This is a genomic window from Streptococcus merionis DSM 19192 (assembly GCF_000380085.1).
Classification (GTDB): Bacteria; Bacillota; Bacilli; order Lactobacillales; family Streptococcaceae; genus Streptococcus; species Streptococcus merionis.
Map to the genome: position 1 here is coordinate 216,842 of NZ_KB904539.1, position 16,212 is coordinate 233,053.

Below are 16,212 nucleotides of genomic sequence, written 5' to 3' on the forward strand. Positions count from 1 at the left end.
GAGGCTTTTTTTGCTAGAATAAGGCCAATATAAGTTTGGACTGGAGGTTCTGCTCTGGTCAAGAAAAAATGAGGTAAAACATGTCTAAAGTTTTTGTTTTTGGTCACCAGAATCCTGACACAGATGCAACAGCATCATCTTACGCTTGGGCGAATTTAGAGCGTGAAGCTTTTGGCCGTGATGCAGAAGCAGTCCTGCTAGGAGAACCTAATGAAGAGACAGCCTTTGCTCTGTCTTATTTTGGCGTTGAAGCGCCGCGTGTGGTAACATCTGCTAAGGCAGAAGGTGTCAACCAGGTTGTGTTGACAGACCACAATGAGTTTCAGCAATCTATCGAGGATATTCGCGAGGTCGAAGTTTTGGGAGTTGTTGACCACCACCGTGTGGCTAATTTCGAGACAGCAAATCCACTTTATATGCGCTTAGAGCCAGTTGGATCTGCTTCATCTATCGTTTACCGCGCCTATAAAGAAACAGGAACACCAATTCCTCAAGCCATTGCTGGCCTACTTCTTTCAGGATTAATTTCGGATACGCTTTTGCTCAAATCACCAACAACCCATGAAAGTGACCATAAAGTGGCCGAAGAGTTGGCGGCATTAGCAGGGGTTAATTTGGAAGAGTACGGTTTGGCTCTATTGAAAGCAGGAACCAATCTGGCTAGCAAGTCAGCAGAAGAACTGATTGATATTGACGCTAAAACCTTTGAACTTAGTGGCAATGCTGTGCGTGTGGCTCAGGTCAATACGGTGGATATTGCTGAAGTGCTGGAGCGTCAAGATGAGCTAGAAAGCGCCATTTCAGCAGCGATTGTTGCAGAAGGATATTCTGACTTTGTCTTGATGATTACTGATATTGTCAATTCAAACTCTGAAATCCTAGCGCTTGGGAACAACATGGATAAAGTTGAAGCAGCCTTCAATTTCAAACTTGAGAATAATCACGCCTTCCTTCCAGGAGCTGTGTCACGTAAAAAGCAAGTCGTACCTCAGTTGACGGAAAGTTTTGAAGGGTAATTTGCTAGTATGATCTAAAATTAATCTAGGATTAGGCTGATATTCCTTAAAAAGCGCCATATCACCCCCTGATTCAAGTTTATAAAACAACAGCAGCCAGTCAGGACGGCCTTAGTGGTCATTCTGGCTGGTTGCTTTTTCTTTAGAAGCGGTGATTTTAGAGAGATCTTTGGTTAGACTTGAAATTTGCTCAGGTATATTTCTTAAGCCAGAAATATCGGTTTTAAAGAGTTGCTCTCGTCTGACTTGAATCAGGTTGTCCACTAATTGCTTGCTTAAGCGGTCAAGAAGTTCTGTTTGCTCAATGGGCAGGCCTTTTTTCTGGGCAATGAGTGTTTGAAGCTGTTGAAGACTACTAGTATCGGCCATTCCGATGCGCTCAATGCCAGCATCCAGAAAGAGACCGAATAAAATATCAAAGAAATCTCTCAGTTCGTCTTCAGTCAGCTGTTCTGTCCAGCTTTTGATCGCTTGGTCAGTCTGAATGCTGTTAGTCGTGAGGGATTCAGCTAGGGCAAACTGTTTATCTTCGATGATCCAATTGAAAGTATCGTGTTGGAGCAAACCAGCGGCACGACTTTTGACAATGCGAGCGTGTCGCGGAGGAGTCATCATCATTCCGATGATAGAATCTTGAGGAATGAAAGACTGGATTTTGGGTTCAATGTGGCGATAGCCAGAAGATTCTAGCAAGTCCTGATGCAAGCCCGGAGCGTCGAAAGCGGTGACAGATTGGATCCGATCTTGTAGGGCTTGAGAGACTTGACTGGCTGCGTAGAGGGCGAGATTGCCACCCTTGGAATGCCCTGAAATGCTGAATATTCCAGAGAGCTGCGTCATGGCTTTTGTTAGATAGCTTTGTGCGGCCAGCTGAGCAGGAATGACTCGCATGTAGGTCATGTGAAAATCTTCTTTCCAACCGATGATGGAATCGTCCGTTCCCCGAAAAGCGATATGGAAATGGCCAGGTTGCCACTTGTAAGTCACTGCTGCAAACTGCTTTTGCAGATCCAAATCATAGTCATTGACATAACCCAAAACCTTGATATTCTTATAGCGTTTGGTTGCAGCAGCTGATTTTAGCAAGGTCAAGCGATTGTGATGGGAGATGACAGAGGTCGGCTTATCACCAAATTTCTTGAAATAACCCTCTGCCAGGTCAGCTAGTCTGAGCTGGCCTGCTGGCTCGAACCCTGACGGCGCCAAATCATCAAAAAGTAGATAAGAAAGCTCGGTCAAGACGAGCGCGTCTAATGCGCTAGGGGCCAAGTCGTAAAAATTGAGATGAGCCACATCGGCTACATACTGAATGAGATTTGCCATAGGCTTCCTTTCAAGAGCTGATTTTAGTAAATTATACCATTTTTTGCCCAAATCGGTATAATAGTAAGTGAGAAGTCAGGACAAACGCATGACGAAAAAATTTCAGAAATATAGGCTGATATTCCAAAACAGGGAAAAGTAAGTCTTGTATCTACAGACAGCTATAGTTTCATTGAATGATTTGAACTTGAAACAAAGAGCTGGTTGCCGAAAGTGTTTTAAATCCTTTTTTAAAACGATATAAATAATCCGTTTTTGCATTTTCATAACTTTTTTAATGGACAATTTTTCATGCGTTTGTCGCGGTGAAAAGTAAGAGAGGTGTTCTATGCACAAAATTTTATTGGTCGAAGACGATGCGACGATCAATCAGTTGGTCAAGAAAAATCTGACCCAGTGGGGTTATGAGGTGACTGATATAGCAGATTTCAATCAGGTCTTGCAGGTCTTTACCCAGACAGAGCCACATTTGGTTTTAATGGATTTGACGTTGCCGTTTTACAATGGCTATTACTGGTGTCAGGAGATTCGCAAAATTTCCAAGGTACCGATTGTCTTTTTGTCCTCGCATGAGCAGCCTATGGACATTGTCATGGCCATCAATATGGGAGCTGACGACTATGTGACCAAGCCCTTTGAGATGACTGTGCTACTGGCTAAGATTCAGGGAATTTTGAGGCGATCTTATGAGTTTGGTTCGGAGATTGACAGTAGCTTGCTGGACTATCAGGGCTTAGTTCTGGACTTGAAGACTGCTCAGTTGCACCATCAGGGGGAGACGCTGGATTTGACCAAGAACGAATTCCAAATTCTCCAAATTCTCATGACTCATGGAAGTCAGGTGGTCAGTCGAGATGCTCTTATGCGAGCTCTTTGGCAAAGCGATCTTTTTGTTGATGACAATACCTTGACGGTCAACATCACCCGCCTGCGCAAGAAGTTGGCTGATCTGGGTCTTGATCAGCTCATCGTGACCAAGAAAGGCCTAGGCTACTGCCTGAGCCAGTTGGAGGTGTAGCATGCGCCCATTCATCAGAGCTTGGTTTCGTTCTCGCTTACCGTGGTTGGTCTTGCTGCTTCTTATTTTTATGAGCCATTTTGGTTTTGCTTTTCTTTTTGAAAATCTTCAGGCTATATTAACCTACCAGATGAGCTTGTTAGCTGTTCTAGCGCTATTTTTCCTAGGCTGGGATTTGGTTCGAGACTGGCGCAAATACCAGTTGGCTCTTAGAGACCAAGCTGTCCCAAGCGCGAGTAGCAGTCCTAGTGAGCGGGTCTTGCAGACCCGATTGGCAAGCGTTCTTGAAATGCAAAAGGCTGACCAAGTGCTGGCGCGAGCCAAGCAGGAGGAATTGCTTGATTATTTTACCCTGTGGGCTCATCAAATCAAGACACCGCTGACAGCCAGTCAACTCTTAGTTGAGGAATTAGCCGATAAAGATAGCCAGCAAGCCTTGGAGCAAGAGCTTTTCAAAGTTGGCCAGTATGCAGATATGGCTATGACTTATTTGCGCTTAGAGAGCTTTCATGATGATCTGGTGTTAGCTAGAGAAGATTTGCACGATTTGATTCGCGAAGCGGTCAAAAAGTACGCTATCTTTTTCATTCGCCAGCAGATCAGGCTCAATTTAGCAGATTTTGACAAAACGATTGTCACGGACTGCAAGTGGTTTCTGATCATTCTTGAACAAGTCCTATCCAACAGTGTTAAGTACACGCGGTCTGGCGAAATTGCGATCTATGTTGAAGGAGACGACTTAGTAATTGCAGATACGGGAATCGGTATTCAGCCTGGCGATCTCCAGCGCGTTTTTGAACGCGGATTTTCTGGCTTCAATGGTCGAGTTAGTCAGCAGTCTTCTGGCTTGGGGCTCTATTTATCCAAGATTATCGCAGATAAGCTAGGTCACAGCCTGACCTTGACATCACAGATTGGAGAGGGCACTCAAGTTCGCATTGGACTCAAGCAGGCCGACCTGCAGTTGGATTGACAAGAAAAGAAAGATGCCAGTACGCTATCAAAATCAAAAATAGGCGTAACGGTTGCCACAGCAGCCAATCTTTTGAAAGAGGCTGGGAAAAAAGCCAACCTCACCTCTCATATCACATCGCAGTGGTTGGGAGAAGACTTGTTGGCCATGCCAACTTAGTCTTACCCCTGCAAAGATCATTAGGTGCTTTAGCACCAATGAACCACTGCTGATTAGGCTCTAATACACGGATAATCCAGTTTAGAACCCTACTCAGCGGTTCGCTGTCTCCAATCGTTTGCTTACTAACTGAACACAGCCTAAAATGCTCGATAAAATGCGTGAGTTTCCTTGAGCCTTCAGACCCATCAGTCACTCCCTTATTTTCCATCGCATTTTTAAACGGCCTCATATCTTAACGAACTGAACACGGCCTAAAAAGCTAGATGTCAGGGGATACTGTCTTATTACCTTGTCGTCGTAGACGTCTGGTTTTTCTTCGATTTCATCTGTGAAAAACCTAGTCGTCCTGACGGGGGTGCGTCAACGAAATCAAAGATTTCTGACTTACCGCCATTTTTCTACGCTTTTCATAATGGCCTTTGTATCTTGTAGTGCGCAACTCTTGGACAGCTATCGCATAGGTGGAACATCTGGGAGTGGGACAAAAATTGGTAAGCCAAAGGCTTCAATTTTGATGTCCCACCCCCGCAAGGCTGATTAGGCTTGTCAAAACCTACTAAGGAGGTGAATGAGAAGCCAATCAGCTACTGCGATTAGAGTTTAATACTGGAAAGGGCAAGACGAAGGATCTTCTCGGTTTGAACCAGTGTTACCACCGTAACTGTGCGGGGGTGGGAAAACGGCCTCTTTTTGATTGATTGAGTTTTCTCCCACTCCCAACTTTGAGTATTCGCCAAGTACCTTACGAAGATGTAAGGTTAAAAGGGGCAAATGAAAGGTAAATCTAAGGCAGGCAACTTTCTTTTTCGGTAAACTAGTATCAGAAAGAGGACGAAGTCCCAGATAAAATTAGAAAGAGGTAGCACCATGCCACTATTAGATGTCCAACATTTGCAAAAAATTTACAAGACGCGCTTTTCCAGTAATCAAGTTGAGGCCTTGAAAGACATTCATTTCTCCATTGAAGAGGGCGAGTATGTCGCTATCATGGGGGAATCAGGCTCTGGGAAGTCAACCCTGCTCAACATCCTAGCCATGCTAGATGCGCCAACATCAGGTCAGGTCCTGCTCAAAGGGATCAATACCCAGTCTATCAAAGCTAAGGACGCGTCAGCTTTTCGTCGGGAAAAATTAGGCTTTGTCTTTCAGGATTTTAACCTGCTAGACACCCTGTCGGTTAAGGATAATGTCGTTTTGCCCTTGGTCTTGTCAAGAGTTCCAATCAGTGAGATGAACAAGCGCATGCTGCAAGTGCTTGAACGGTTAGGGATTGCCAGCCTCAAAGATAAGATGCCCTATGAGCTGTCTGGCGGTCAAAAGCAACGGGTAGCAGTGGCGCGTGCCATTATCAGCCAACCTGAAATTCTTCTGGCAGATGAGCCGACAGGAGCATTAGACTCTAAGTCCTCAGCCACCCTACTTGATGTCTTTGAGACGATCAACCAGACCGGACAGACCATTCTCATGGTGACTCACTCAACCAGCGCTGCCAGCCGTGCGAGCCGTGTTCTCTTTATCAAGGATGGCAAGCTTTATAACCAAATCTTCCGTGGGGACAAGACCGAGCGGCAGATGTTCCAGCAAATTTCAGATACCTTGACCGTTATGGCAGGAGGTGAGTAGGATGTTTGGACTTATTCGCCAATTAGCTTGGAGCAATCTTATCAAAAATCGCTCACTCTACTATCCTTTTGCCCTTGCGACTAGTTTGACCGTAGCTATCTTTTACATCTTTGTTTCCCTAACCTTGAATCCGGGCTTGCGAGATGTCTATGGTGGTGGTCAAATCATCGTGGTCATGGGCTTGGGGTTGGTTATTGTCGGTTTAGCCTCTGTGGCCATCATTACCTATGCCAATAGCTTTGTCATGAAAAATCGGACCAAGGAGTTGGGGCTGTATGAGATTTTGGGCCTTAACAAAGGTCATCTGGTACAGATGATGGGGCTAGAGTTACTGATTTTTGCTTTGGTCAGTGGTCTTGCTGGTCTAGGTTTAGGCCTTGCTCTGGATCAGCTCATCTATGCTCTTTTACTTAAACTCATGGATTGGCCAGTTATTTTAGCTTCGACTTTCCAATGGCTGAGCGTCATCGTGACAGGAATTGGTTTTGCAGGGATCTTTTTCTTGACCTTTATCCTTAACAGTATTAAGCTGGCGCGACTCAATGCGCTCGAACTCAACCGAGAAAGCAAAAAAGGAGAGAAGAAAGGCCGCCTGCTGGGATTGCAGACCTTACTTGGCTTGGGACTTCTAGGCGCAGGCTACTACTTAGCCAATACAGTCAAGGATCCTGTGGCAGCGATCACTATCTTCTTTTTAGCAGTCCTTTTGGTGATGGCAGCGACTTATCTGCTTTTCAACGCAGGGATTACTGTCTTTCTCCAATGGTTGAAAAAGCGCGATCGCTATTATTACCAACCTAAGAACTTTATTTCAACCTCCAACCTGATTTTCCGCATGAAGAAAAACGCCATGGGTCTGGCAACGATTGCTATTTTGTCCACCATGGTTCTAGTGACCTTATCGGGTGGTTCCAGTATCTTTTTGGGAACCAACAGCTTTATAGAAAAAAGCAACCCTCACGATTTTGGAGTGGCTGTGTCAAAGGTTCCAGCTGATCCGATCAGTTTAGAGGAGATTGACCAGTTTACCGACCAATTTATCCGTGACCATCACGTGCCAACCAGCAAAACCGTATCCTATCAATTTGCAATGGGAGTGTTGGATGCGGTCGCTAACAATACATTAGCACTTTATGGAAGAACTTCCCAAGGTATGCCAGGAGGTGTTGTCTATATGGTGGATAGTGCTAACTATCATGCCATGACAGGAGACAAGGTCACTTTAGCAGATGGAGAAGTGATGGTTCTAGCAGAGGGTGGAGCTACTATTGATAAAAGCCAACCTCTAATCCTAGACGGGCAGAAGTTCACGATTGTGGATCAGCCTGCCAAGAACTTTATGAAAGACAATGTTCCTGATAACTTCGGAAGCGTAGTTAGTCAGGGAGTTTATCTCGTTGTCAATAACTTGGAGACGACACTTGCGAGCCTGCATAGCTATGATCCAGATAGTGACCAAGTGACCCGTCTCAGCAATTACCTCTATACTGGATTTAACACCAATCTCACTAAGGATCAGCAGCTAGACCTTGAAAATCAGTTGAATCAGGTGATTGCAGAAAGGTATACAGACTCTCCGAGTCTTGTGTCTGCCTCTGGTAAGGCCAGAACAGCTAAGGAAATCACCAGTCTCTTTGGCTCGATCTTCTTTATTGGCATGATGCTGACCATGATTTTCATGCTGGGAACGGTTCTGGTCATCTACTACAAGCAGGTGTCTGAGGGCTATGAAGACCGTGAAAACTTTGTCATTCTGCAAAAGGTCGGATTGGACGAGAAACAGACGAATCAGACCATTCGCAAACAGGTGTTAGCCGTCTTCCTCTTGCCTCTGGTCTGTGCCTTTGTCCACCTAGCCGCAGCCTTTAAGATGCTGGATAAGATTCTACACATCTTTGTTCCCATGTCTACCTTGCAAATCTTGACGGTGACAGTCGGAGTTTGTTTCGTTTTCCTAGTCGTTTACCTAGCCGTCTTTGCCCTCACCTCTAGCAGCTACCGCAAGATTGTTAGTCGCTAGTAGGAAGCTGTAAATCGTTTTGAATAAAAAATTATAGGAGTAAGCTAGAAGCTGATTTCACTGAAATCGACTTCTGTCTTACTCCCTTTCTTTTCGAAAAAAATAAGTGATCTGCTGTGAAAATCAAAATCTGATGCTGCTACTCTAATTTCTCCACTAGAAGCATAGCAGTTTTTCCATTGAGTTTTTAGCCTATTCAATTTGATGTAAAGAAAAATGTTTATTCATTTCATATTGTATTCATAATTTCTTTGTAAAATAATACACAAATATAAAGAGTTTTAAGGTGAAACTAAAATAGAGAGTACTTAGGACAAGGATAGACAAGATTGGTAAATCGTCAATAATCATTGTGAACACGGGCTCTTAGTCCATCATCTTTTCCTTTTTTGAAGAATCAGGTTACCTAGAAATATGTTTAAAAAGTATGAAAAAAATATATAAAATAAAGATTGACCAAAGAATGCAATGCTATCCTAATAATCCAGACAAAGAGGAGGCGGCACTTACGTATGTGAGATGTTTTTTAGTCTCTTCCCCTAGATTTAGTGGGTAGCCCAGTATAAATCCTTGCTTTTGTCAGAGACAAAATTGGGCAGAAACTAACTTTCGAAACCAAATCTATGGTAGCTTGTCTGGATGATTATATATGAAATGAGGACTTATGTTACAAGAAGTATTGAGGCAAGAGAAAAAATATATCATCACTATAGAAGATTACTATCGTTTGTCACGCCAATTTGAACAATTTTTGCACCAAGATTCTCACAGCCAAGAGGACGGCTATTGGATCCGCTCGCTTTATTTTGATTCTTTAGAAGATGTGGATTGGCATGAAAAAGAAGATGGGGTAGCTCTCAGGCGGAAGCTCCGCCTAAGGACCTATAAAGGAAGCTCTTCTGCCAAGCTAGAAATGAAGCAAAAGCAAGGAGCTAATCAAAAGAAGCGTTCTTTGACGCTATCTCAATCCGAGGCAGAAGCCTTGATTGCTGGCCAATTCGGTGTGCTTTTGCAACATCCGACCCCTTTTGCAGCCGAGTGTTATGCCAGATTATCCGCGCATTGTTACCGCCCAAAGACTGTTATTGATTATCGGAGAAAAGCCTTTATGACTAAGGAAAATAATATCCGAATAACATTCGATCACTCTATTTCGGTAACAGAAAGTTGTTTCGATCTTTTTTCGCCAACCCTGTTACAATATCCCGTCTTGGATGCTGGACTTGTGATCATGGAGGTAAAATATAACGGATTCTTGCTGTCCTATCTCAAAGAGTTAATCAATCAGGCTGATGCTAGTGAGTTAAGCGCGAGCAAATATTGTTTGGGAAGAGCAATCAGCAAGCACTATCACTTTTAAAAAGAGCTATCAAACTAGGAGCTGTGCGGAGAAAGTAGGGTGCCAACAATGATGACATAGAGTATCGAAGTTAAGGTTTTTATAAGTAACGGATTTTTGCCTAGCCATATCGAAAATTTGACGGCTTTGTATCTTAGAAATAAATTTAGGCTAAAATGCTTGATTTAGCTATGTATGACTGGGCTTTAGCCGTCTGGATTTTCTTCGATTTCATCTGTGAAAATCCTAGTCGTCCTGGTCGGGGGCGTCTACGTCCTCAAAGATGACTGACTTACCGCCATTTTTCAACGCTTTTTTTACGGGCTTTGTATCTTAAAACTGAACACAGGCTAAAATGCTCGGTAAAATGCGTGAGTTCCCTTGAGTCTTCGGACTCATCGGTCACTCCCTTATTTTCCATCGCATTTCTAGACGCCCTTTGTATCTTAACCAACTGAACACGCCCTAAAAAGCTAGATAAAATTCAAAAATTTCCTAGAGTCTACGGACTCGTCGTCAATTTTTTCATTTTTCAACGCTTTTCTTAACGGGCTTTGTATCTTACTTTATAAGGAGTATAAAATGAGAGAAATTTTAAGAAATGTTCTAGAACAAAATGGAACATTAACAGTGCAAGAGATCATCATGCACTTGACTGTTGCAGCTTTGCTTAGCTTGGCTATTTATGTGTCGTACGCTTACACTCATAGTGGTACAAGCTATAGTCAGAAATTCAATGTTTCACTAATGGTACTGACAGTGTTGACTGCGACGGTCATGACTGTTATCGGAAATAACATCGCCCTTTCATTAGGGATGGTCGGTGCTTTATCCGTTGTTCGTTTTCGGACAGCGATTAAAGATTCCAGAGACACGGTCTATATTTTTTGGACCATTGTTGTTGGGATATGTTGTGGCGTCGGAGATTACCATGTCGCTTCAACAGGGAGCGCCCTTATCTTTATAATCCTCTTGATTATGGGGAAAGTCAAAAATGAAAATCGTATGCTGCTTATTGTCCGTACGCTGCGCGATCAGGAAATGGCTGTGGAGTCACTGGTGTTCCAATACTTTGAAGGTAAGGTCGTTCAACGTGTCAAAAATACCAGTGAGGCGTCAGCTGAGATGATTTTTGAAATTTCTAGGAAAGATTATGATAAATACCATCAGGCGGACAACAATTTAACAGACAAGTTGTACCAAATCGGTCACATGGACTATGTAAACATTGTCACCCAAAGCGATGAAATTAATGGCTAAACGTAAAAAGATATGAAACATAAAGTAATTTATCTGATCACATGCTTGACCCTTATTGTTGTGGGAGCGGTATTGGTGCGTTTTGAACCTAGACATCAGGATTTTCGAAAGCATCATCATCGTCAAAAGCCATTTCCACAGAGAAATGTTGCTGATATCACGACACACCTCCCAGTCATTGCTATTGAAACAGAGTCTCCTATTCCTTTGGTCCAAAGTTCAGGCTCTACGGTAGCCATCCAAGATAAGGTAGAGGGCAAGGTCAAGCTTTATGATACAAAGGCCTCCAAGCCCAGAGAGTCTAGCAAAGCGCTGATTGGTTATCGAGGTAATTCCTCTTGGCATTTTGATAAGAAATCTCTCAAACTTCATTTTGTGACTGATAAGGGCAAGGATCGCTCGGTTGCAGTAGCAGGAATGGCAGAGCATTCCGAGTGGGTCTTGCACGGCCCCTTTCTTGACCGTAGTTTATTAAGAAATTACATTGGTTATAATATTTCCGGTGAGATCATGGACTACGCTCCTAATGTGAGGTATTGCGAGCTGGTGGTAAATGGTGAGTATCAGGGACTTTATTTAGCGGTTGAAAATATCGAGCAAGGGAGCAACCGTATTCGTATTGAAAAAAGCGATAAACGCTCTCCTCAGACTTCCTACATTGTTGAGTGGGGTAGAAAACACAAGGCAAATAATCTCTTGGATAATTATGTCCAATCTATTCACCAAGCAGGTAAGTCAGGGTTAGATGTCAAGTATCCAGGTCCAAATCGCCTTACACCAGAACAAAAGCAATTTATTGAAAGAGACATTAGCCAGATAGAACGAACTCTCTATTCGTACGATTTAAAGCAGTATCCTCAATATCTGGATCGAGAAGCTTTTGCGGATTATTTTATCATCAATGAATTTTTCAGAAATACAGATGCAGGGAAATTCTCGACTTATTTTTATAAGGATTTAAGAGATAAGATGAAGCCAGTTGTGTGGGATTTCAATAACGCTTTAGACAACCAAATGGACGTCAATTACGACGCAGCTGGTTTCACCATGGTTGACGTTCCATGGTTCAATCAACTGCTTAAAGATGAGGCCTTTGTTAATCTTATTGTTCTGAAATATCGAAAATTACGAGAATCAGTTTTTAGCACAGAATATTTGCATCGTTACATCGATGAGACAGTAGCTTTTCTAGGGCCAGCTATTGAGCGAAATTACGATAAATGGGGCTATGTTTTTAGATTGGAGCACCCTGACAGTCAAAATTACCTGATGCCCTATGAGCGAAATGTCACTAGTTACCAAGAATCCCTTGAGCAACTAAAAGATTTTATCAGGCAGAGAGGGCGTTGGTTGGATAAACACATCGATACCCTCTACCAATATTCTTCTCCATCTAAAAACGTCAATACATTAGTAGAGTGAGGTTAGACTTTTGAAACGGTATTTGAGCTTTGTTGGCTTATTGACCCTATGTTTGATGCTGGGCTACTATTTTTATTATTTTGATGGAAGCCTTTATCTGTCACACCAGAAAGATCAGGCCAACTTGAACATCAACTTCAAAACCCAGAATCGTCAAATCATACAAGTGAAAGATGGTCAAGACACTCCCTTTTTGGTGAAGGGGGTTGATCTAGAAAGTTCTTACCCTGGCTATCATCATAATGAATTTGCCATAGGCAAGAAAAGATATCAGGAATGGTTGGATCAAATTTCTGAGATGGGCGCTAACACGATTCGTGTTAAGACGCTTATGGATGTGGCTTTTTACGATGCCTTGCACGCTCACAATCAGAAGAATCCTAAGCATCCTCTTTACCTTATCCAAGGTGTTCGGATAGATGACTATCGCAATAACCAAGCTATTTCTGGTTCGGACAATCGTTATATTGGTCAACTTCTCAGAGATGCCCGGGCGGCTGTAGATATCATTCATGGCCGCCGACAATTCTGGAACACCGACTTTGGGATTAGGAACTATACCAAGGATATCTCCAAATGGGTTTTGGGGTTTGTGGTAGGTGAGAATTGGAATAGTGGGATGATTGTTTATACCAATCATCAGGAGAATGCAAAGTCAGTAAAGGGCAACTATTTCCAGACGACTGATAAGGCCACTACTTTTGAGTCTTTATTAGTGAGTGTCATGGAGGATTTGGTGAGCTATGAAAGTGCTAAGTATCAGTGCCAGCACCTAGTTTCTTTTGCTAATTCTCCAGGGACAGATCCGTTTGTCTATAGGGAAGCTTTTGAAGCACAAGCCCCTAAGTTTGCTCGCCTAAATGTTGAAAACATTAAAGCTACATCTGCCTTGAAATCAGGTGTATTTGCGGCCTACAGTCTTTTGGACTGCCATCCAGAATTTTCTCAATATCTTGACAGTGGTCAATCTAGTATTTCTGAGGATTTGAAACGAAGTATTGACGGACTACCTTTTATGGAAGCATATGTCAAATTACTGGCTGGCTTTCATCAGTTACCAGTCTTGATTACTGGTTATGGACATTCGACAGCTCGTGGAACAGATTTGCATCGCGATGCCAACCAGCCGTTGACAATGAACGAGAGAGAACAGGGCGAGGCCTTGGTTAGAGATTTTATCATGTTTAAAGAGGCTGGACTAGCTGGTGCGACGATTCATGCTTGGCAGGATGATTGGAATGCTAGAAGTTGGAATGTTTCTTACGCAACTAACCGCCATGCGAGTTATCAGTGGGGCGATGTGCAAGTTCGAAACCAAGGCTTTGGTCTACTTACCTTTGATGAAGGGAAGCGACCTCATACCATTGATGGAAACTTAGATGAGTGGTCAAATAAACCTAATATGAAGACCAAAGACGGAAATCTTTGGTTGGATTCGGATTCAAGGTATCTTTACATTGCGATACAAACAAAAGAAGCATCAAATGGAGATTACTTTATTCCGATTGATACCCATCCAGAGATAGGTAGTCGAACTTGGGAAAAGAATTCTCCTGTCTTAGACAGATTAGCTAATTTTATCCTTTCTTTTCGAGATGGAGAAGGCCATCTCTATGTCCAAGAACGCTATGACAGTGTTCGGAGTCATTACATGATGCAACTAGAAGGTGCTGACCCCCACATTGAGCCTCCGCGTAAAGATTCGTCACACTTTGTCCCGATTCGAATGGTGTTGAGAAATGACCGAATCTTTGAGGATTTGGAAAAGACTCCGCGAGAGGAGAAGTGGCTCCCAGCTTATGACACAGGACAGCTGAAGCAAGGCTACGGTAAGCGTGGCAGTGCCTCCTTTGATTCTAGAGCTGACTATTATGTTAAGGGAACAACGATTGAGGCAAGGATTCCGTGGCAAATGCTTAATTTTTCCAATCCAGCCGAGGGCTTTATTCACGATGATTATTACCGACATTATGGGGTTGAAGATAAGAAGATTGATAAACTCTATGTTGGTTTGGGACGATCACTACAACAGGGAACAGTCAAAATGAAACCCTACACTTTGAAGCAATGGCAGCGACCACAGGTTGTCCCAGTCTTGAAAGAGTCTTATGCTATGGTTAAAGAATTATGGACTAAAGAAGGAGATTAATATGGTTTATATAGTATTGATGACTTATTGTATAGCTTGCTTGTCCATCCTTATTTTTAATTTAGGGTACGCCTTGAAGCGTTACTGGAAGAAAAAACAACTGTCAATGAAGCTGGAACAAAAGTAGCAATTTCTAGTCTGAACAGTTTGACGCAGTAGTTGTCGGACTTGTAAAATCAGTGATAAATCAATTTTTTACAAGTTTTGATAGCCCTTTAGGTTAGGACCACAAAATCAATTTGGGGAAATCACAATTTTTTATACGTAATCTTCAACGGTTACATGCTTTTGCGGATGGGCAAAGCCATCATGGCTGTTTGTCCCATTCCTATCAAGCAATGAAGGGGAGGAAGTTTTAGATATGGGATTGATGTTAGAGTTTCTAAAAATATCACAAAATATCTTTTTAGTTTATTTACTAGGTTATGCAAGTTTTTTATTATTATCGCTGGTCATTGCAGGTGTTTATCTCCACGAGAAAAGTGAGCGTCGCCGTCAGCAGTCATCATCAGAAAATGCGGGTGAAGTAGGTGTTTCGATTATTATCCCTGCCTATAACGAGGAAGTGACCATCGTAGATGCGGTGACATCACTCCTAAACCTTGATTACCAGTCTTACGAAATCATTGTTGTAGACGATGGTTCAGAGGATGCGACAGCTCGTCTTGTAAGGGAGAACTTTGAATTGGAGGAAGAGGACGTAACCATCAACCTTTTTATCCCTTGTCACCCATACCATCGTATTTCTAAACGACAGTTTGGCCATGTCACGCTAACCTTGATTGAAAAGGAGAATGGTGGTAAAGGGGATGCCCTTAATTTAGGGGTTAATGCGGCTATTCACGACTATTTTTTGTGTATCGATGCCGATTCTATGCTACAGGCGGACTCCCTTAAGCAGATAACCAAACCGGTCCGACAAGATGCTACAACTATTGCAGTAGGCGGACTGGTTCAGGTATCTCAGGGAGTAAGACTTAGTAAGGGAAGTGTCAAGGATTATAAGCTGCCTTGGCAACCTCTCTGCTGTGCACAAGCCATTGAATACGATTGTTCATTTTTAGGGAGCAGGATTCTGCTGGATTACTTTAAGGCAAACGCCATTATTTCCGGAGCTTTTGGTCTCTTTCACAAGGAAATGGTCCAAGCAGTGGGTGGATACGACTGTGGGACTTTGGGAGAGGATATGGAGCTAGTGATGAAGTTACACTATTTCTGTCGAAATAACAAAATCCCCTATCAAATTTGTTATGAAACAGACGCCGTTTGTTGGAGCCAAGCACCTAGCCATTTAGGTGATTTATGTCAGCAGAGAAGACGTTGGTTCTTTGGGCTGTACCAGTGCTTGAAAAAATACCATCGCATGTTTTTGAATCCTCGTTTTGGAGCCTTAGGATTCCTGACCTTTCCTTATTATTTTTTATTTGAATTCCTGTGTCCATTTCTGGAAGTATTTGGAATTTCCTTAATTCTCCTCTCTTTTTATTTTCATCAGTCTAATTGGTCATTTTTGCTGTCCCTATTCGTCTTGTATATTGTCTATTGTAGTCTACTGACTATGGCATCCTTCTTGCAGAGGGTTTATGCACAGCGTCTCTTCATTCGGGGGAATGATGTGTTAAAGGCTATCTATACCGCCTTTTTCCGTTATATGGTTCTTCACTGGATTATCAGTTTTATGCAGGTGACAAGCTTTATCGGGTACAAACATAAGAAAATGAGGTGGGGAGAAATCAAGCGTGACAAGGTTGAGAAGGTATCTCCCTAATACGTTAGCTTGAGCTCGAACTATCTTCTGTGGCAGGGTTAATGCAGGAATATTTTGTAAACGTGCTTCAGTTCTCCTTAAGTAGCTGGACGAAAAGTTGTCACAATTTGGTAAATAGATGAAATAACGCTAAAAGAAC

Annotated in this window: 12 protein-coding genes; 10 read left to right on the top strand and 2 right to left on the bottom strand. The window is 42.7% G+C overall.

Features of this window, described 5'->3' with window-relative positions; translation table 11 throughout:
* Positions 1-80: 80 nt before the first annotated feature.
* The gene (locus tag A3I5_RS0102870; RefSeq protein WP_018373121.1) at positions 81-1,016 is read left to right on the top strand and encodes a manganese-dependent inorganic pyrophosphatase; all 936 of its coding nucleotides are present in this window, start codon (positions 81-83) and stop codon (positions 1,014-1,016) included.
* A gap of 111 nt (positions 1,017-1,127) precedes the next feature.
* Here the strand turns inward: A3I5_RS0102870 and A3I5_RS11525 are convergent, their stop codons facing one another.
* Positions 1,128-2,339, bottom strand: a complete 1,212-nt coding sequence (locus tag A3I5_RS11525; protein ID WP_018373122.1) for a DUF2974 domain-containing protein — start codon at positions 2,337-2,339, stop codon at positions 1,128-1,130.
* A 328-nt stretch (positions 2,340-2,667) separates the two neighbouring features.
* Here A3I5_RS11525 and A3I5_RS0102880 point away from each other — a divergent pair, with 328 nt between their 5' ends.
* Complete coding sequence (locus tag A3I5_RS0102880; RefSeq protein ID WP_018373123.1) at positions 2,668-3,357, top strand: response regulator transcription factor; 690 nt, start codon at positions 2,668-2,670, stop codon at positions 3,355-3,357.
* A gap of 1 nt (position 3,358) precedes the next feature.
* Positions 3,359-4,330: a sensor histidine kinase gene (locus A3I5_RS0102885; protein WP_018373124.1), complete on the top strand. Its 972-nt coding sequence runs from the start codon at positions 3,359-3,361 to the stop codon at positions 4,328-4,330.
* A 112-nt stretch (positions 4,331-4,442) separates the two neighbouring features.
* On the opposite strand, the gene A3I5_RS0102890 is transcribed toward A3I5_RS0102885, so the two are convergent.
* Positions 4,443-4,721 carry a hypothetical protein gene (locus tag A3I5_RS0102890; protein WP_018373125.1) on the bottom strand — a complete coding sequence of 93 codons (279 nt, stop codon included), beginning with the start codon at positions 4,719-4,721 and terminating at the stop codon, positions 4,443-4,445.
* Positions 4,722-5,359: 638 nt separating this feature from the next.
* On the opposite strand from A3I5_RS0102890, the gene A3I5_RS0102895 reads away from it, so the two are divergent.
* The 7 genes from A3I5_RS0102895 to A3I5_RS0102930 all read left to right on the top strand — a co-directional run bounded on the left by A3I5_RS0102895 (position 5,360) and on the right by A3I5_RS0102930 (position 16,073).
* A complete protein-coding gene (locus A3I5_RS0102895; RefSeq protein ID WP_018373126.1) occupies positions 5,360-6,115 on the top strand; it encodes an ABC transporter ATP-binding protein in 756 nt (251 codons plus the stop codon).
* 1 nt (position 6,116) lies between these two features.
* The gene (locus A3I5_RS0102900) at positions 6,117-8,135 is read left to right on the top strand and encodes an ABC transporter permease (protein WP_018373127.1); all 2,019 of its coding nucleotides are present in this window, start codon (positions 6,117-6,119) and stop codon (positions 8,133-8,135) included.
* 664 nt (positions 8,136-8,799) lie between these two features.
* Positions 8,800-9,495, top strand: coding sequence for a polyphosphate polymerase domain-containing protein (locus tag A3I5_RS0102905; protein ID WP_018373128.1), 696 nt, complete (start codon positions 8,800-8,802; stop codon positions 9,493-9,495).
* A gap of 561 nt (positions 9,496-10,056) precedes the next feature.
* The gene (locus A3I5_RS0102910; protein ID WP_018373129.1) at positions 10,057-10,734 is read left to right on the top strand and encodes a DUF4956 domain-containing protein; all 678 of its coding nucleotides are present in this window, start codon (positions 10,057-10,059) and stop codon (positions 10,732-10,734) included.
* A gap of 12 nt (positions 10,735-10,746) precedes the next feature.
* Positions 10,747-12,156: a CotH kinase family protein gene (locus A3I5_RS0102915; RefSeq protein ID WP_018373130.1), complete on the top strand. Its 1,410-nt coding sequence runs from the start codon at positions 10,747-10,749 to the stop codon at positions 12,154-12,156.
* Between the two features lie 10 nt (positions 12,157-12,166).
* Positions 12,167-14,305 carry a hypothetical protein gene (locus tag A3I5_RS0102920; RefSeq protein WP_026216895.1) on the top strand — a complete coding sequence of 713 codons (2,139 nt, stop codon included), beginning with the start codon at positions 12,167-12,169 and terminating at the stop codon, positions 14,303-14,305.
* 361 nt (positions 14,306-14,666) lie between these two features.
* A complete protein-coding gene (locus A3I5_RS0102930; protein ID WP_018373133.1) occupies positions 14,667-16,073 on the top strand; it encodes a glycosyltransferase family 2 protein in 1,407 nt (468 codons plus the stop codon).
* Positions 16,074-16,212: the final 139 nt, after the last annotated feature.

Bases quoted from the DNA above. Each gene is read 5' to 3' on its own strand.
- A3I5_RS0102870 (WP_018373121.1), top strand. From the start codon at position 81: ATGTCTAAAGTTTTTGTTTTTGGTCACCAGAATCCTGACACAGATGCA.
- A3I5_RS11525 (WP_018373122.1), bottom strand. From the start codon at position 2,339: ATGGCAAATCTCATTCAGTATGTAGCCGATGTGGCTCATCTCAATTTT.
- A3I5_RS0102880 (WP_018373123.1), top strand. From the start codon at position 2,668: ATGCACAAAATTTTATTGGTCGAAGACGATGCGACGATCAATCAGTTG.
- A3I5_RS0102885 (WP_018373124.1), top strand. From the start codon at position 3,359: ATGCGCCCATTCATCAGAGCTTGGTTTCGTTCTCGCTTACCGTGGTTG.
- A3I5_RS0102890 (WP_018373125.1), bottom strand. From the start codon at position 4,721: ATGAGGCCGTTTAAAAATGCGATGGAAAATAAGGGAGTGACTGATGGG.
- A3I5_RS0102895 (WP_018373126.1), top strand. From the start codon at position 5,360: ATGCCACTATTAGATGTCCAACATTTGCAAAAAATTTACAAGACGCGC.
- A3I5_RS0102900 (WP_018373127.1), top strand. From the start codon at position 6,117: ATGTTTGGACTTATTCGCCAATTAGCTTGGAGCAATCTTATCAAAAAT.
- A3I5_RS0102905 (WP_018373128.1), top strand. From the start codon at position 8,800: ATGTTACAAGAAGTATTGAGGCAAGAGAAAAAATATATCATCACTATA.
- A3I5_RS0102910 (WP_018373129.1), top strand. From the start codon at position 10,057: ATGAGAGAAATTTTAAGAAATGTTCTAGAACAAAATGGAACATTAACA.
- A3I5_RS0102915 (WP_018373130.1), top strand. From the start codon at position 10,747: ATGAAACATAAAGTAATTTATCTGATCACATGCTTGACCCTTATTGTT.
- A3I5_RS0102930 (WP_018373133.1), top strand. From the start codon at position 14,667: ATGGGATTGATGTTAGAGTTTCTAAAAATATCACAAAATATCTTTTTA.